This window comes from Pseudomonas sp. NPDC087342, from assembly GCF_044744265.1.
Classification (GTDB): domain Bacteria; phylum Pseudomonadota; class Gammaproteobacteria; order Pseudomonadales; family Pseudomonadaceae; genus Aquipseudomonas; species Aquipseudomonas nunensis.
In genome coordinates, this window is sequence record NZ_JBIUXZ010000002.1 from 257,828 (window position 1) to 273,595 (window position 15,768).

14 protein-coding genes are annotated in these 15,768 nt (G+C 60.5%); 8 read left to right on the plus strand and 6 right to left on the minus strand.

Translation table 11 applies throughout. The features are described from left to right. Positions 1–149: 149 nt before the first annotated feature. The 3 genes from ACIOYV_RS09100 to ACIOYV_RS09110 form a co-directional block, all read right to left on the minus strand. A complete protein-coding gene (locus ACIOYV_RS09100; protein WP_401323020.1) occupies positions 150–1,076 on the minus strand; it encodes a hydroxymethylglutaryl-CoA lyase in 927 nt (308 codons plus the stop codon). Then, positions 1,073–2,266, minus strand: coding sequence for a CaiB/BaiF CoA-transferase family protein (locus ACIOYV_RS09105; protein WP_054046798.1), 1,194 nt, complete (start codon positions 2,264–2,266; stop codon positions 1,073–1,075). The genes ACIOYV_RS09100 and ACIOYV_RS09105 overlap by 4 nt, the downstream gene beginning before the upstream one ends. Before the next feature lie 229 nt (positions 2,267–2,495). After that, complete coding sequence (locus tag ACIOYV_RS09110; RefSeq protein ID WP_401323023.1) at positions 2,496–3,404, minus strand: LysR family transcriptional regulator; 909 nt, start codon at positions 3,402–3,404, stop codon at positions 2,496–2,498. A 202-nt stretch (positions 3,405–3,606) separates the two neighbouring features. On the opposite strand from ACIOYV_RS09110, the gene ACIOYV_RS09115 reads away from it, so the two are divergent. Then, positions 3,607–4,842 (plus strand): aminotransferase class I/II-fold pyridoxal phosphate-dependent enzyme, encoded by a 1,236-nt coding sequence (locus ACIOYV_RS09115; protein ID WP_401323026.1) that lies wholly within the window; start codon positions 3,607–3,609, stop codon positions 4,840–4,842. 16 nt (positions 4,843–4,858) lie between these two features. Then, positions 4,859–6,025 carry an MFS transporter gene (locus ACIOYV_RS09120; RefSeq protein ID WP_401323029.1) on the plus strand — a complete coding sequence of 389 codons (1,167 nt, stop codon included), beginning with the start codon at positions 4,859–4,861 and terminating at the stop codon, positions 6,023–6,025. On the opposite strand, the gene yiaY is transcribed toward ACIOYV_RS09120, so the two are convergent. After that, on the minus strand, positions 6,022–7,170 hold the full coding sequence (gene yiaY, locus ACIOYV_RS09125) for an L-threonine dehydrogenase (protein ID WP_054046805.1): 1,149 nt from the start codon (positions 7,168–7,170) through the stop codon (positions 6,022–6,024). The genes ACIOYV_RS09120 and yiaY overlap by 4 nt on opposite strands. A gap of 157 nt (positions 7,171–7,327) precedes the next feature. On the opposite strand from yiaY, the gene ACIOYV_RS09130 reads away from it, so the two are divergent. Then, positions 7,328–8,347, plus strand: coding sequence for a DUF4917 family protein (locus tag ACIOYV_RS09130; RefSeq protein WP_401323032.1), 1,020 nt, complete (start codon positions 7,328–7,330; stop codon positions 8,345–8,347). 93 nt (positions 8,348–8,440) lie between these two features. Here ACIOYV_RS09130 and ACIOYV_RS09135 read toward each other — a convergent pair whose 3' ends face one another. Beyond that, a complete protein-coding gene (locus ACIOYV_RS09135; RefSeq protein ID WP_054046809.1) occupies positions 8,441–8,983 on the minus strand; it encodes a helix-turn-helix domain-containing protein in 543 nt (180 codons plus the stop codon). A gap of 159 nt (positions 8,984–9,142) precedes the next feature. On the opposite strand from ACIOYV_RS09135, the gene ACIOYV_RS09140 reads away from it, so the two are divergent. Together ACIOYV_RS09140 and ACIOYV_RS09145 are read left to right on the plus strand one after the other, a co-directional pair. After that, positions 9,143–9,925 (plus strand): aldolase, encoded by a 783-nt coding sequence (locus ACIOYV_RS09140; protein WP_163908893.1) that lies wholly within the window; start codon positions 9,143–9,145, stop codon positions 9,923–9,925. A gap of 29 nt (positions 9,926–9,954) precedes the next feature. Then, positions 9,955–10,842 carry a dihydrodipicolinate synthase family protein gene (locus ACIOYV_RS09145; RefSeq protein ID WP_401323035.1) on the plus strand — a complete coding sequence of 296 codons (888 nt, stop codon included), beginning with the start codon at positions 9,955–9,957 and terminating at the stop codon, positions 10,840–10,842. A gap of 131 nt (positions 10,843–10,973) precedes the next feature. Here the strand turns inward: ACIOYV_RS09145 and ACIOYV_RS09150 are convergent, their stop codons facing one another. Further along, positions 10,974–11,318, minus strand: coding sequence for a YegP family protein (locus ACIOYV_RS09150; protein ID WP_265043781.1), 345 nt, complete (start codon positions 11,316–11,318; stop codon positions 10,974–10,976). A gap of 167 nt (positions 11,319–11,485) precedes the next feature. On the opposite strand from ACIOYV_RS09150, the gene ACIOYV_RS09155 reads away from it, so the two are divergent. From ACIOYV_RS09155 to ACIOYV_RS09165, 3 genes are all read left to right on the plus strand, one after another. Beyond that, a complete protein-coding gene (locus tag ACIOYV_RS09155) occupies positions 11,486–12,022 on the plus strand; it encodes an RNA polymerase sigma factor (protein WP_054046817.1) in 537 nt (178 codons plus the stop codon). Next, positions 12,019–12,978 carry a FecR family protein gene (locus tag ACIOYV_RS09160; protein ID WP_401323038.1) on the plus strand — a complete coding sequence of 320 codons (960 nt, stop codon included), beginning with the start codon at positions 12,019–12,021 and terminating at the stop codon, positions 12,976–12,978. Before ACIOYV_RS09155 ends, ACIOYV_RS09160 begins: the two co-directional genes overlap by 4 nt. Before the next feature lie 121 nt (positions 12,979–13,099). Next, positions 13,100–15,658, plus strand: a complete 2,559-nt coding sequence (locus ACIOYV_RS09165; protein WP_401323041.1) for a TonB-dependent hemoglobin/transferrin/lactoferrin family receptor — start codon at positions 13,100–13,102, stop codon at positions 15,656–15,658. The last annotated feature ends 110 nt before the right edge of the window (positions 15,659–15,768 follow it).

The window sequence follows — 15,768 nt, forward strand, 5'->3', positions numbered from 1 at the left end:
TTTTTGTTGTCTGGTTGAGGTGCGTTGATGCGCGCTTTTTGTAGGAGCGAGGCTTGCCCGCGAAGGCGGTGTGTCAGTCTCCATCGATGTTGAATGGGAGACCGTTTTCGCGGGCAAGCCTCGCTCCTACAGGGGGTTATTCGGTGTGCTTAGGACGGGGTCGGGTGCAGGTCGCAATTGCGTCCGGCCTTGGCGAGTTGACCGGGCACTTCATGGCCCAGCAGCGCCGGCAAGCCTCGGGACAGTTTCAGCAGCAGCGGCAAATCGATGCCGGTGTGGATGCCGATTTCATCGCACAGGTTGACCAGGTCTTCGGTGCAGATATTGCCCGAGGCCCCCGGTGCAAACGGGCAACCGCCAAGCCCGCCCAGCGCGGCGTCGAAGCGTCGGGCACCGGCCTCGTAGGCAGCGAGGACGTTGCACAGGCCCAGGCCACGGGTGTTGTGGAAATGCAGTGTCAGGTCCGCCGGCGCAACCCGTTGCAACACCCGACGCACCAGTCGATCTACCTGTCGTGGATTGGCCATGCCGGTGGTGTCAGCCAGGGTGATGCCTTGAATGCCGAGTTCTTGATAGGCCTCGACGATCTGCAACACGCGATCCTCATCGATCTTGCCCTCGAACGGGCAACCGAATGTGGTGGCGACGCTGCCGTTAAGTCGCACCTGCGTGCCACCAACGTATTGCACGATCTCGCCGAACGCCGCCAACGAGTCTTCGCAACGCATGCGCATATTGGCGAGGTTGTGGGTCTGGCTGGCGGACATCACCAGGTTCAACTCATCAGCCTGTGTCGCCAGCGCCCGTTGCGCGCCTTTGAGGTTGGGGATCAGCGCGACATAGATCACGCTGGGCTGCCGGGTGATGCCCTTGAACACCAGCTCACCGTCACGCAGCGCCGGAATAGCTTTCGGCGAGACGAACGAACCGGCCTCGATGCGGCTGAACCCGGCCAGCGACAGTTGATCGATCAGCGCAATCTTGTCGACGGTTTCAACCCAGGTCGGCTCGATCTGCAAACCGTCGCGCGGCGAGACTTCCTGGACGATCAGCGTCTCGGAAAAGTCAGTGATCATTGCACCACCCCTTCGGCTTTCAGCCGTTCGATGTCAGCACCGGTCAGGCCCAACCCGGCGAGGATGCCGTCAGTGTGCTGGCCCAGTTGCGGCCCGGACCAGTTCACACCGCCGGGGGTTTCCGAGAGTTTCGGCACGATGCCCGGCATCTTCACCGTGGCGCCGCCGGGCAGGTCGGCGTTGAGCAGCATGTCCCGCGCCTGATAGTGCGGATCGGCAACGATGTCGGCCACGGAATAGATGCGCCCGGCCGGAACTTCGGCGGCTTCGAGGGCCGACAGCACGTCGTTGATCGGCAGGCTGCTGGTCCAGTGCGTGATCGCGGCGTCGAGTACATTGCTTTTCAAGGCACGCCCGTCGTTGTGGGCGAATTCCGGCGCGTCGGCCAGATCGCTGCGACCGATCACATTCATCAAGCGCTTGTAGATCGGGTCGCTGTTGCCGGCGATCACCACGTAAGCACCATCAGCGGTGAGATAGGTATTGGACGGTGCGATGCCCGGCAGCGCGCCGCCACTGCGTTCGCGGATATGGCCCTGCATGTCGTATTCCGGTACCAGGCTTTCCATCACGTTGAACACGCTTTCGGCCAGTGACACATCGACCACTTGCCCGCCGCCCTGCCCGGTCTTGACCCGCAGCAACGACATCAGCGCGCCGATCACCGCGTGCAACGACGCCAGGGAATCACCGAGGCTGACACCGACCCGGGCCGGTGGCGAACCGGGGGTGCCGGTGGTGTAGCGAATCCCGCCCATGGCCTCGCCGATGGCGCCGAACCCCGGACGGTCGCGGTAAGGGCCGGTCTGGCCGTAACCGGAGATGCGTACCAGCGTCAGGTTGGGGTTGAGGGCGTGCAGCACGTCCCAGCCCAGGCCGAGTTTTTCCAGGGCACCGGGGCGCAGGTTTTCGATCAGCACGTCGGCGCTGGTCGCCAGTTGCTTGACCAATTCGATGCCTTCAGGGGATTTCAGATTCAGCGCCAGGGACTTCTTGTTACGCGATTGCAGGTACCACCACAGCGAGGTGCCCTCGTGCAGCTTGCGCCATTTGCGCAGGGGATCGCCCTGGCCCATGGCTTCGATCTTGATCACCTCGGCACCGAATTCGGCGAGCATGCGCGCGGCAAACGGCGCAGCGATCAGCGTGCCGATCTCGATTACTTTGATTGCACTCAAGGGGGCAGTCATCGCGGGGTACCTCTTGTTCTTGGAATATGTGCCAAGGCTAGAGGACCGGGGGGTGGGGAATCCAACCTTCAGTTGGCAAGGGGTGTTCGTGAAACGCGAACGCTCGGTTGAAGATTGTCGCGACCTCAGGTCAGCCTTCGCGGGCAAGCCTCGCTCCTACAGGGGCGGCGCAATACTTGTAGGAGCGAGGCTTGCCCGCGAAGAGGCCGCCCCATTCAACAAAGATTTATCAGACCTGGCCACGCAACTGCTCAAACAACATCCGACTCACCGGCGACAACCCCGCCTCATCCCGCACCACCAGAATCAACGCCCGATCCGACCAGTCGTCCGTCAACGGCACCGCATGCAACCCCAGCGCGCGCCCGAACAATTCATAGGCTTTGTGCGGCAAAATCCCGATGCCCATGTTCGCCTGGACCATCCGGCACATCGCATCAAACCCCGGCACATGGATCCGCAACCGCAGCACTTTGCCCGCCTTGCGCGCCGCCGCGTGGGTGCGCATGTTGATCGAACTGGCGGCATGCAAACCGACATAGTCGCTGCCCAGCGTGTCGGCAAACGCCAGGGTTTCGCGGCTGGCCAGGGGATGATCCGCCGGCATCAACACCACCAGTTTGTCCTGGCGATACAGCACTCTGTGCAACCCCTTGACGTCGCTGTCGCTGGAGCAAATCCCGAGGTCCGCCACGCCGTCGAGCACGCCTTGAATCACCCCGCTGCTGGGCCGCTCTTCAAGATCAGTCTTCACTTGCGGATGACGCTCAGAAAAGTCCCGCAGGTCTTCCGGCAGGAACTGAATGATCGCCGACAGATTCGCCAGCATCCGCACATAACCGCGAATTCCGTGGCTGTGCTCGCCCAGCTCAAGGCCCATTTTCTCGACATTGAACAGCATCTGCCGAGCATGGTGCAGCAAGGTTTCCCCGGCCGCCGTCAGGGTCATGCCCTTGGCCTGGCGCACGAATAGACTGATGCCGAATGCTTCCTCCAACTCCATCAAACGCTTGCTGGCCGCCGACACCGCGATGGTTTCACGGGTGGCGGCACGGGTCAGCGTGCCCTCTTCGTGAACGGCAACGAACAGTTGGAGGGTGATCAGGTCGAGACGGCGGATCAGGCTTTTTTGCAGCATGGGAGGCTCGATGACTTGGGTTCGGCTGAGTCGGCAGGATAGCCCGATTTTGGCCTACAGCCTCACAACACACCTTCCTACACATAAATCTCTTGAAACACTCAACCCTGCCGGAATCGGCCGATTCATTGCTTCCGCCGCCCTCTGTAAAGTCTGGAAACACACACGGACCGCTTCATCACCCAAGGAAAGGCACGCTCACATGGACCAGACAACGCACACGCAAAACCCCTTTACCAACTATCGAAAACTGATCGCGCTGGCGGATCACGATTGGGAAACCGCCGAAGCCGGGAAAGTCGCCGGACTCAACGTCGACATCCGCAGCGCCAACCGCATGGTTGATCAATACGGGCGGGTATTTCATCACTTCTGCACCACCTCTTACCTGGGCCTGGATCACCATCCCGATCTGCTCAAGGGCGCCATGAGCACATTGTGGGAAACCGGCACCCTGCGCGTCGCCAACTCGAAAAATCGCTGCAAACTGGCGATTCTGGAACAGTACGAAACCGAGCTGTCCGAGCTGTTCGGCACCCGTTGCCTCAGTACCCTGTCGTGCAGCGCAGCGAGCGCCGGGATCCTGCCGTTGCTGGCCAGCGGCGTCTTCACCGAAAACCGTCCTCCTGTCATGATGTTCGACCGTTTGGCGCATTACTCGATGAATCACCTGAAAGCTGCGTGTGCGGACGAAACCAGAGTTGTGACGTGTCCGCATAACGACATGGATTTCCTGGAACAACAGTGTCAGCAAAACACCACTGTCGCGTACGTGGCCGATAGCGCCTACAGCATGGGTGGGGTGGCGGACATGGACAGTCTGTTGTACCTGAAGGATCGCTATGGGCTGTTTCTCTACCTGGACGATTCCCACGCCCTTTCCGCTGTCGGAAAACTCGGCGCCGGTCTGGCACGCCCCCGGTTTCAGGCCCTTGATGATGACTGCCTGATCGTCGCGTCACTGGGCAAGTCGTTCGGTGCCAGTGGCGGCGTGGTCATGCTCGGCAGCGAACGCCAGAAGAAGCTGATTCACCGTTACGGTGGCCCGAGCAATTGGTCGCAGAGCCTCAACAGCGCTGCCATCGGTGCCGGCCGGGCTTCGATCAAGCTGCACCGCACCGCTGAATTCGCCGCGTGGCAGGAAAAACTTCAGGTTAATATCCAGCTCTTTGACAGCCTGATCCGCACCGAACAGCACGGCAGCAACATGGCGATCCGCCTGATCCGCTGTGGTGAAGCAGCGCTGGCCAACAGCCTGGCGACCGAACTGGCCAATCTCGGTTTCTTCACCTCGGCGGTGTTTTTCCCGGTGGTTGCGCAAGGTCAGGCGGCGATCCGGATTACGTTGCGCGCCGATATGGAAGCCACGTTGATTCGCCACTTTTGTGAACTCATCACCGAGCTTTTGCGCACTCACGGCCGGGACGTCAACGGCTGAACCCAGGGAAGATTCCATGAAAAGCACCACCACCCTCCTCGTCACCTGCAGCACGGTTTTTCTCGCGCAGTTGGGCATGAGCATTTACCTGCCGGCGCTGCCGGAGATTGCCCGGCATTTGTCCGCCGAGGCATCGCAGGTGTCCTGGGGGTTGGCGGTGTACCTGATCGGCATGGCGCTGCCGATGTTGTTCTGGGGCAGCCTTGGCCAGCGAATCGGGCGTAAACCGGTGTTGCTCGCGGCACTCGGCATCTATGGCCTGGGCAACCTGGCCTTGCCCTTGAGCCAGACGCTGGAGTCCTTCCTGTGTTTTCGACTGATTCAGGGCATTGGCGCCAGCGGAATTTCGGTGATGGCCCGGGTGTTGATCCGCGACAGTTTTCGCGGTGATCTGCTGGCCAAGGCGCTGTCCTGGATTTCGATTTCCTTCGTGGTGGCGTTGGGGATTGGCCAGTATTTGGGGTCGATCATTCAAGTGACGCTGGGCTGGCCGGGGATCTTTTATCTGCTGGGAAGCGTGAGCCTGGCAATGGCGCTGATCGTGTCACGGGTCGCCTTCCCGGTGCTGACAGAAGAAAATGCGCAGTCCTCCGCATGGCCAATTTACTGGCGCATTTTGCGCCATAGAGCGTTCCTGCTGCCGGCCCTGGCTGGTGGCCTCGGTTACGGGGTGATCATCGCATTTAACAGCGCAGCGCCATTGATTCTGCAGGGACCGTTCAACTGGTCCGCCGTGGAATATGGATTGCTGGGCTGGCCAATCAGTGCAGCGTATTTCCTCGGAGCGCTGGGGGTGAATCGCTTCGTGCTGCGCACTGGTCAGCATTGGCTGATGACCCTGGGTGTGGGGCTGGTGTTGGCCGGCTGCGGAGTGATGTTGCTGGGGAGTCTGGCGGGGACATCGGTGGCGCTGCTGTTCTGGCTGCCCTACTGCTTTGCGGTGCTCGGCCAGTCGCTGAATTATCCGATCAGCCTGTCGCTGGCCAACGACGGCTCACCGGTCGGCGGTGCCTATGCGATGGCGTTGAGCGGTTTCATTCATCAACTGATGGCCGCCGTCATTGGCGGCATCGCCAGCCTGATCGCCAGTCAGCAGGCGTGGCCGTTGTCGTTGCTGTGCACCTTGCTGGCCCTGGGCGCGATGCTCTGCGTGAAGCTCGCGCCGGGTCGCAAAACCGTTTAGAACGCGCTGCGGAAAATCTCCTCGATCTGCCGTTGATCCGCCGCGCGGGGGTTGGTCAGGCCACACGCGTCTTTCAGAGCGTTGGTGGCGAGGATCGGGATGTCGTTGAGCTTGGCGCCAAGGTCACGCAAGCCGCCGGGGATTTCCACGTCCCGGGCCAAACTGCGAATCGCCGTGATGGCCGCTTGCGCGCCCTCTTCCGGGCTGAAACCACGAATATCGGCGCCCATGGCGTGGGCCACATCGGTCAGGCGATCCGCGCAGACCAGCGCGTTGAAGCTTTGCACATGCGGCAACAACACTGCGTTGCACACGCCGTGGGGCAAGTCGTAGAAACCGCCCAGTTGGTGGGCCATGGCGTGGACATATCCCAGCGAAGCGTTGTTGAACGCCATGCCGGCGAGGAACTGCGCGTACGCCATGTTTTCCCGAGCCGCCATGTCGCTGCCATCGCGCACGGCCAGACGCAGGTTGTTGCTGATCAGGGTGATGGCTTTCAGTGCGCAGGCGTCGGTGATCGGGTTGGCGGCGGTGGAAACGTAGGCTTCGATGGCGTGGGTCAGCGCGTCCATGCCGGTAGCGGCGGTCAAGCTTTTGGGCATCGCGACCATCAGCGCCGGGTCGTTGACCGACAGCAACGGCGTGACGTTGCGGTCGACGATGGCCATTTTTACGTGGCGCGATTCGTCGGTGATGATGCAGAAACGCGTCATCTCGCTGGCGGTGCCGGCCGTGGTGTTGATCGCGATCAGCGGCAGTTGCGGCTTCTCGGATTGATCGACGCCTTCGTAGTCGCGGATCTGCCCGCCGTTGGTCGCGCACAGGGCGATGCCTTTGGCGCAGTCGTGGGGCGAACCGCCGCCCAGCGACACCACAAAATCACAGCGACTTTCCTTGAGCAGGCCCAAGCCACGCTCAACATTGGCGATGCTCGGGTTAGGCCTGGCGCCATCGAAAATCACCGAGTCGATGTCCAGCACCGCCAGTTTTTCGGCAATCATCGCCGCCACGCCGGCCTTGGCCAACCCGGCGTCGGTGACGATCAGCGCCTTGCGAAAACCGTACTTGCGGATGGCATCCATGGCTTCGTCGAGGCAACCGATGCCCATGATGTTCACGGCGGGGATGAAAAACGTGCTGCTCATGAGCGAATCTCCTGCGAGGGGCCGAATCGATAGCTCCAATTCAGCGGATGAGCACAGGATCGACCGATCGGTCACGGCGCATGTTGATCTGGCTCAACCCCCGGTCGTGATAAAGTCGCCGCCCATCAGACCTTTCGCTTTTGAGACGACCAACGCAATGACCGATTTCCAGGATGTTGATGCCCAACTTGAAGACTGGAACGCCTTGCGCACCACCGCTTCGTTCAGCGGCCTGCTGCTGGGCAACGGCGCCAGCCGCGCGGTGTGGGATGACTTTGGCTACGACTCGTTGTTCGAAAATGCGCGCACTGTCGAAGAAAAACCCCTGAGCCAGTCCGAGTTGAGTGTGTTCGATGCCTTGCAGACCCGCAGTTTCGAGCAGGTCCTCAGCGCTCTGAAAATCACCAGCCGCGTCAACAAGGCCCTGGCCGTCAGCTCCGCCGCGCCGCGCAATCGCTACTACGCAATCAAGGAAGCGCTGATCAACACCGTGCACGCGGTGCACATTCCTTGGCGACTGGTGGTGCCGTCGACGTTGGCGACGATCAACCGGGAACTGGCCAACTATCAGACGGTGTTCACCACCAATTACGATTTGCTCGGCAACTGGGCGATCCAGCACCAGCCTGATGCGATCACCGACCTGTTTCACGGCACGGAGCCTAGCTTCGACTTGAGCGCCAGCGCGACCGACAAGCCGCGTTTGCTGTACCTGCACGGTGGCCTGCACCTGGTGCGCAACCAGGACGGCACCGCACGCAAATTGATGTCGACCGAGGGCACATTGCTCGGCAGTTTCGCGATCAACAACACGATCAAGACGCTGGATGACGTGCCGCTGTTCGTCAACGAAGGCTCGGCCCAGGACAAACTCAAGACCATCCGCAGTTCGGATTATTTGTCGTTTTGCTATGACCAGTTATTGGGGCATGGCGAGGGGTTGTGCATCTTCGGGCATGCGCTGGGCGAGCAGGACAGCCACATCATCCACGCGTTGCGCCAGGCAAAACCGAAGGTGGTGGCGGTGTCGATTTACCCGCGAACCAAGGCGTTTATCCAGCACCAGAAGCGGCATTACGCGAAGGTGTTTGAGGGGACGGGGGTTGAGTTGCGGTTTTTTGATTCCAAGACACATGCGCTTGGTAGCCCGAAGCTGACGGTTCCGGTCGAGGTTTAGCGGCGCCACTTTCGCGAGCAGGCTCGCTCCCACAGGGGGAATGCATTCCAATGTGGGAGCGAGCCTGCTCGCGAAGGCGTCAGCCCAGTCAACTCATTCTTCGCTGCTATGCACCACCACCAGCAACTGCGCCTGCACCTCCCCCACTGACCGGATCCGATGCGGTTTCTGCGCATTGAAGTGCAGCGCATCGCCGCGATTGAGCAGCACCCGCTCGTTCATGAAGTCCACTTCCACCTGCCCTTCGTGGACAAACAGAAACTCTTCTCCAAGGTGTTCCTTGAAGGTCTTGTCGGTGAATTCGTTCGGCGGGTAGATGATGAACGGCAACAGGCTGCGTTCACTGACCTGATGCGCCAGCACCGCGTAGCCGGGGCTGTGATCGTTGGCGGCCAGTGATTGGCGCTCGTCGCTGCGCACCAGGCTGTAGCTGTCGAGGCTGATGTTGTCCTCGGAGAACAACTCCTCGACCTTCACGTTCAGCGCCTTGGCCAGTTTCAGCGCAGCCGCGATCGACGGGGTGTTCAGCCCGCGCTCGACTTTCGACAGATAACTCTTGGTCATGCCGGACTTTTCGGCCAGGGCCTCCAAGGTCACGCCAAGTTTTTTCCTGAGTAATTTCAAACGGATAGACATGCGAAGCGATTAATCCATCAAGGAGCCGACGATTTGTGCTTGCCAATGACACAACGTGTCATATAGCCTCTTTAGTGTCATTTGCATTCACCCACGACCTTGCAAGCAACGGGTAAAACGCAAACCCGACGTCCGTTGAACCAGCCAAAGGACACCGATATGGCCAAGACCTTAGCACTCCCCAAAGACCAACTGGTCAAGCAAGCGCTGATCCAGATGCAAAACACCCTGGCGGATAATACGTGGACCGACCGGCAAAAGCTGGCCCTGACCTGCCGCATCCTGTTCGAGAATGGTCACGACTCCGGCCTGGCCGGGCAGATTACCGCTCGCGGCCCGCAACCTGGCACCTATTACACTCAGCAATTGGGCCTGGGTTTCGATGAAATCACCGCCGGCAATCTGTTGCTGGTCAACGAAGACCTGGAAGTGCTCGAAGGCCACGGCATGCCGAACCCGGCCAACCGTTTCCACAGTTGGGTGTACCGCGCCCGGCCGGATGTGAACTGCATCATTCATACGCACCCGACCCATGTGGCCGCGTTGTCGATGCTTGAAGTGCCGTTGCAGGTTTCGCACATGGACCTGTGCCCGCTCTATGAAGATTGCGCGTTTCTCGAAGCCTGGCCCGGAGTGCCGGTGGGCAATGAAGAAGGCGACATCATTGCCGGCGCGCTCGGCGACAAACGCGCGATCCTGCTTTCCCACCACGGCCAGTTGTCCACCGGCGCGAGCATCGAAGAAGCCTGTGTGATTGCGCAACTGATCGAACGCGCGGCGAAGTTGCAGCTGCTGGCCATGAGCGCCGGGACGATCAAACCGATCTTGCCGGAGCTGGGTCGCGAAGCCCATGACTGGATTTCCAAGCCCAAGCGCCACGCCGCCGCGTTCAACTATTACGCTCGGCAGAACCTGCGCCAACACGCCGATTGCCTGAACTGATCTCATTCATTTTCAAAAGGAGCGATCCCATGTCGACCCCAAACATTCACGGCATCATCGGCTACACCATCACCCCGTTTACCGCCAATGGCGAAGGTGTCGATCTGCAGGCGCTCGGGCGTTCCATCGACCGCCTGATCGACAGCGGCGTCCACGCCATCGCGCCGCTGGGCAGCACTGGCGAAGGCGCTTACCTGAGCGACGCGGAGTGGGATCAGGTCAGCGAATTCAGTATCCAGCATGTGGCGAAACGCGTGCCGACCATCGTCAGCGTGTCCGACCTGACCACCGCCAAAGCGGTGCGCCGCGCGCGTTTCGCCGAGGCCCATGGCGCCGATGTGGTGATGGTGCTGCCGGCGTCCTACTGGAAACTCAGCGAAGCGGAAATCCTCGCCCACTACCGCGCCATCGGCGAGAGCATCGGCGTGCCGATCATGCTCTACAACAATCCGGCCACCAGCGGCACGGACATGTCGGTGGAGTTGATCCTGCGGATTTTCAACGCCGTGGAAAACGTCACGATGGTCAAGGAAAGCACCGGCGACATCCAGCGCATGCACAAGCTGCAACTGCTCGGCGAAGGTCAGGTGCCGTTCTACAACGGCTGCAATCCACTCGCGCTGGAAGCGTTTGCCGCCGGGGCGAAAGGCTGGTGCACGGCGGCGCCGAACCTGATCCCGCAGCTCAATCTGGATTTGTATGCAGCGGTGCTGGCCAATGATATGGGCAAGGCGCGTGAGTTGTTCTATCGCCAGTTGCCGCTGCTGGACTTCATCCTCAAGGGCGGTTTGCCGGCGACGATCAAGGCCGGGTTGCGCATGACCGGGCTGGAAGTGGGTGATCCACGGTTGCCGGTGTTTCCGCTGAGCGAGGCGGGTTTCGGGCAGCTTCAAGGATTGCTGAAAGCACTGCGCTGATTTCAACACATACATAGAACCAATGTGGGAGCGAGCCTGCTCGCGAAAGCAATCTGACATTCAACATATTTGTCGAATGTTAAGCAGCCTTCGCGAGCAGGCTCGCTCCCACAGGGGATTTGTGTTGGGGTTCAAAGCACCGGCAACGTCTTGTCCTTGATCACCGTGGTCGGCCCGTTCGCCTTGACGCTGGCGATGCCCTTCTCCCGCGCAGCGTCCGAGGAATATGCCTCGCTGCTGCCAATCACCTCGTGATTACCCGCCTTGAGGTTGAAGTAAGGATGACCATCCTTGGTGGTCTTTTTCTCGTAGCGTTCATCCAGCGGGCTGTTTTTCTGCACGGCGGCAATCCCGCCCTCGGCAGCGGCGCGGGTGGTGTAGTGCTCGCTGTTCAGAATGATTTCGGCATTCGCCGCTTTCAGCACAAAGCGAAACTGCCCGATGCTGGTTTTGCTCAGTTCATACCATCCAGACATGGTGCTTCTCCTGTCGATTGATCCAGTCAAAGTTGCCTGACAGTAAAGACCCTCCACACGGTTTAGCCACTTCTTGAGATGAGTCCTCACGTGCCAGAAGACAAATAGCAATAATTCTCGATATCATCCGCGACTTTCTGCACCGCGCTTCGTCAAGAAGGATATCCATGCCTCGCCTCACGCCCGACCCGTTGTCGGCTGACTCCTTTCGCCGGTTCTACGGGGACATCCTGCATTACCTGCGCAAACGCACGGATAACCCCAGCGACGCGGCGGACATGACCCAGGACGTGTTCACCCAATGGCTCGACTACGGCGACCGCGCCAAGGTCGAACAACCACGGGCATTTCTGTTCCAGATGGCACGTAACCTGCTGCGCGATCACTGGCGTCGGCAGAAGGTGCGACACATCGTGCAGCCCCATCACGAGGCAGACCCGGAACCCGTTTCCGACGACCAGCATGACCCGTTGGCCGGCGCGCAACGCCTGCAACGTCTGGAGCAACTTAAAGGTGTTCTCGCCGAACTCTCGCCGCGCCGTCGAGAAGCCCTTATGCTGCACCGCTTTGAAGGCCTGAGTCAGGCACAGATTGCCGAGCGCATGGGCATTTCCTTGAGCATGGTGGAAAAGCACATCGCCTTCGCCCTGTTGCATTGCAAGCAACGCCTGGACCACAAGAACGGCACGGAGCAGCCAGAATGAATCCCCGACACGAGATCGACAGCGATCTGCCGGATGACGGCATCGATGCCCAGGCCGCGAGCTGGTTTGTGCGCAATCGCCAGGAAGACGGCAACGCCGATCGCCAGGCCTTCGAGCTGTGGATGAACGAGCCTGAACACGCCAAGGCCTACCGGGCGTTCGAAGAATTGTGGGCCGACCTCGCTGAACTCCAGCAACAGAACAAACCGGTGCCGCTGATTGTGCAGCGCAAACCGAATGCCTGGCGCCCGGCCCTGGCTGTTGCGGCGGCACTGGTGTGTGCGGTGCTGGCGTTCAGCCTCGGCACGCCCCATGGCGTCTATCAAGAACAGATTGCGGCCCAGGCCAAAGGCGCGCGCACCTTCAATCTGCCCGACGGCAGCACCTTGTCGGTCAACGCCAACACCCGGCTGCGCATCGCGTTCGACGGCCAGCAGCGGCAGATTTATCTGGATCAAGGCCAGATCTACCTCGATGTGGCGCCCGACAAAGAGCGCCCACTGTGGGTGCACACCGGCGAATCGACGGTGCGGGTGGTCGGCACCGGTTTTGATGTGCGGCGCACCGACAAGCAAGTGGTGGTAAGCGTCGCCCATGGCCAGGTCGCGTTTGCGCCGGACAGCAAGACGCAAACCCTGCTCGGTGCGCAGCAACAGGCCTCGCTTGACCTTGCCAGCGGCACACTGCAACAACAATCCCTGACTGACGGGCAAGTCGCGGACTGGCGCAGCGGACACCTGTCGTTTCGCAATCGCGAACTGGCCAGCCTGATCGACGAGTTGAATCTTTATCGTGCGCGTCCGGTGTTGTTGGCCGAGGGAAAACTCGGACGTTTCAAAGTCTCCGGCAACCTCGATGTGAATGATCCCGATGCCTTGCTTAACGCGCTCCCGGCGCTACTCCCGGTGAAAACCGTCGCCCTGGCCAACGGTCAGATACGGATCGAAGCGCGCTGAAAAACCACACATGAGAATATTTTTCATTCGCATGTGAGGTTTTTTTTGCCTGCCGCGTCTTCCTCCGGTCTGCGTTGTGTACGCAGACCTTTTTGGCCTTTTCGCCGCCCTGGGGGATTCAATGTTTCGCGTGTCTTCGTCCTATCCGCTCGTCTGCCTTCGCCCGACCCTGCTCGCCGCCTGCCTGTCGCTGAGCCTGCAAGCCCACGCCGAATCGATCAATCTGCACCTGCCGGCGCAGTCGCTGGCCACGTCGTTGAGCCAGATTGCCCGGCAGGCGAACATCCAGTTACTGTTCGACGAAGCGCAATTGCGCAACCTCAAGGCCCCGGCCATTGATGGCGATTACAGCGCCGAAGCGGCGATCCGGCAGTTGCTCGGCAACAGCCAATTCGGCCTGATCAAGATCAATCAGACCTACGTTGTGCGCCCCGAAGAACCGGTGACCAGCAGCAGCGACGGGATTCAACTCGACGCCTTGAGCGTGATCGGCAGCGGCACCGAAGTCGATTCCAGCACCGTCGGCCGTTCGACCCTGACCCAGGCCGACATCGACCGCCACCAGCCAAGCAACATCCCCAGCCTGCTGGCGACCCTGCCCGGCGTGAGCATGGGCGGCTCGATGAAACCTGGCGGCCAGACCATTAATATCTGGGGCCTGGGCGATGCAGAGGACGTGCCGCTGACCGTGGACGGCGCGACCAAAAGTGGCTTCGAGCGCTACCAGCAAGGCACGATTTTCATCGAGCCGGAGCTGATTAAACGCATCGAAGTGGAGAAAGGCCCGCACTCGATGCTCACCGGCAACGGCGGTTTCGGCGGCACCGTGCACATGGAAACCAAGGACGCCCCGGACCTGTTGCAAGAGGGCCGCAACAGCGGCGCGATGATCAAGTACGGCTACGCCAGCAACGATCATCAACAGACTTACAGCGGCGCGGTGTTTGGCCGTACCGACGATGGTCGCGCCGATGCGCTGGTGTACCTGACCAAGCGCGATGGCGACGACATGAAACTCGCCGGCACCCCGCCGGATCCGGACCACAGCTACCCGATCAATCCCAAGCGCCTGCCCAACAGCGCCCAGGATCTGGACGGCCAGTTGCTCAAATTCAACCTGCACCTCAATGATGAACACAGCGTCGGCCTGTCGTATTCGCGCTCCCAAAGCGAGCGCTGGACGCCCTTCTCGTCCGCCAGTTACCCGACGCCGCCGACCCAGTCGAATATCAAACAGTACGGTTACGAAAATGCCTTGCGGCGTTTTCTGGCCAATCGCGAAACCATCGACACCACCTGGTCGACCAAGTACCAGTACCAGCCGCTGGACAACCGCTTGATCGACTTCAAGCTCAGCTACTCGGAGTCCAACACCGACCAGACCGACGAGCGCGATGCCACGGCGTTTTTCCAGACCGCCACCGGCGGGCGCAAGATGGACACTGCCTACAAGGACCGGATTGTCGAGGCGAGCAACATCAGCCTGTTCGACACCGGCGTCCTGGCGCACGCGGTGACCAGCGGCATCCAGATCCGCAAGCACAGCCGCGACACCGAGATGTGGATGCCGGGAAAAACCTACGACGTGCCGAAGTACAACTACGGCTATTTCCAGCCGAGCTTCATGCCCCAGGGCAAAGTCGATACCCACAGTGCTTACCTGCAAGACGCGATCACGCTGGGGGATTTCACCCTCACGCCGTCCGTGCGCTACGACCATGTGCGCAACCGTGGCGAGGCCAACGACGCGCCGTATTACAACAACCCGGACCCGGCGATCGGCCACGATTACAGCGACCGCACCTACACCGGTTGGTCGCCACGGCTGTCGGCGTTCTGGCGGGTCACGCCGGACGTCGGGTTCTTCGTCGACTACAGCAAAACCTGGCGCGCGCCGGTGATCGACGAGCAGTACGAAGTCCAGGGACTCGGCAGCCGCACCGCCACCAGCGTCGACCTCGATCCGGAACGCATCACTGGTTGGCGCGCCGGTAACATCAGCAACTTTGCCAACGTGTTCCAGGACCACGACAACGTACAAATCCGCACCACGCTGTTCCGCAACAAGATCGACGACGAGATCTTCAAGGCCACCGGCGTCGGTTGCGAAAACCAGGCGATCAAGGGCGGCACCATCGCCACGGACTGCCAGGGCTCGGGCGCGATGAGCAACTACCGCAATATCGGCGGGCTGACGATCAAGGGCTTCGAAGTCGAAAGTTTCTACGACTCGACGTACCTGTTCGGCTCGCTGTCCTACTCGTGGATGACCGGCAAACACGAAGGCGCCTACACCAATCCTTGGGGCCCGGACGTTTGGGTGCGCGACGTGCCGCCGCCGAAATGGATCGCCGTATTAGGCGTGAAGATCCCGAGCTGGGATGCGCAGGTCGGTTGGCAGGGTGAGTTTGTGCGCAAGTCTGACCGCTTGCCGAGTGACAACTATGGTTCGGGCAAAAATACGGTGGGTGATGTGTTTTACGACCAGTACGCCAACGATCGCTACAACGTGCAGGGGTTGTTTGCGAATTGGAAACCGCAGCAGGCTTATCTGAAAGGGACGGAGGTGAATCTGACCGTCGATAACCTGTTCAATGAGGATTATCGACCGGCGTTGAGTGGGGATCGGGCGTATAGCCAGGGGAGGAATGCCAAGGTGAGTGTGACGCGGTTCTTCTGATCCAGAATAGATGTCGCCTGGCCTGGCGCCTTCGCGGGCAAGCCTCGCTCCTACAGGGTTTTGTGTGTCTGTGAAACTTTCAAACACCACATAATCCTGTAGGAGCGAGG

Bases quoted from the DNA above. Each gene is read 5' to 3' on its own strand.
- ACIOYV_RS09100 (WP_401323020.1), bottom strand. From the start codon at position 1,076: ATGATCACTGACTTTTCCGAGACGCTGATCGTCCAGGAAGTCTCGCCG.
- ACIOYV_RS09105 (WP_054046798.1), bottom strand. From the start codon at position 2,266: ATGACTGCCCCCTTGAGTGCAATCAAAGTAATCGAGATCGGCACGCTG.
- ACIOYV_RS09110 (WP_401323023.1), bottom strand. From the start codon at position 3,404: ATGCTGCAAAAAAGCCTGATCCGCCGTCTCGACCTGATCACCCTCCAA.
- ACIOYV_RS09115 (WP_401323026.1), top strand. From the start codon at position 3,607: ATGGACCAGACAACGCACACGCAAAACCCCTTTACCAACTATCGAAAA.
- ACIOYV_RS09120 (WP_401323029.1), top strand. From the start codon at position 4,859: ATGAAAAGCACCACCACCCTCCTCGTCACCTGCAGCACGGTTTTTCTC.
- yiaY (WP_054046805.1), bottom strand. From the start codon at position 7,170: ATGAGCAGCACGTTTTTCATCCCCGCCGTGAACATCATGGGCATCGGT.
- ACIOYV_RS09130 (WP_401323032.1), top strand. From the start codon at position 7,328: ATGACCGATTTCCAGGATGTTGATGCCCAACTTGAAGACTGGAACGCC.
- ACIOYV_RS09135 (WP_054046809.1), bottom strand. From the start codon at position 8,983: ATGTCTATCCGTTTGAAATTACTCAGGAAAAAACTTGGCGTGACCTTG.
- ACIOYV_RS09140 (WP_163908893.1), top strand. From the start codon at position 9,143: ATGGCCAAGACCTTAGCACTCCCCAAAGACCAACTGGTCAAGCAAGCG.
- ACIOYV_RS09145 (WP_401323035.1), top strand. From the start codon at position 9,955: ATGTCGACCCCAAACATTCACGGCATCATCGGCTACACCATCACCCCG.
- ACIOYV_RS09150 (WP_265043781.1), bottom strand. From the start codon at position 11,318: ATGTCTGGATGGTATGAACTGAGCAAAACCAGCATCGGGCAGTTTCGC.
- ACIOYV_RS09155 (WP_054046817.1), top strand. From the start codon at position 11,486: ATGCCTCGCCTCACGCCCGACCCGTTGTCGGCTGACTCCTTTCGCCGG.
- ACIOYV_RS09160 (WP_401323038.1), top strand. From the start codon at position 12,019: ATGAATCCCCGACACGAGATCGACAGCGATCTGCCGGATGACGGCATC.
- ACIOYV_RS09165 (WP_401323041.1), top strand. From the start codon at position 13,100: ATGTTTCGCGTGTCTTCGTCCTATCCGCTCGTCTGCCTTCGCCCGACC.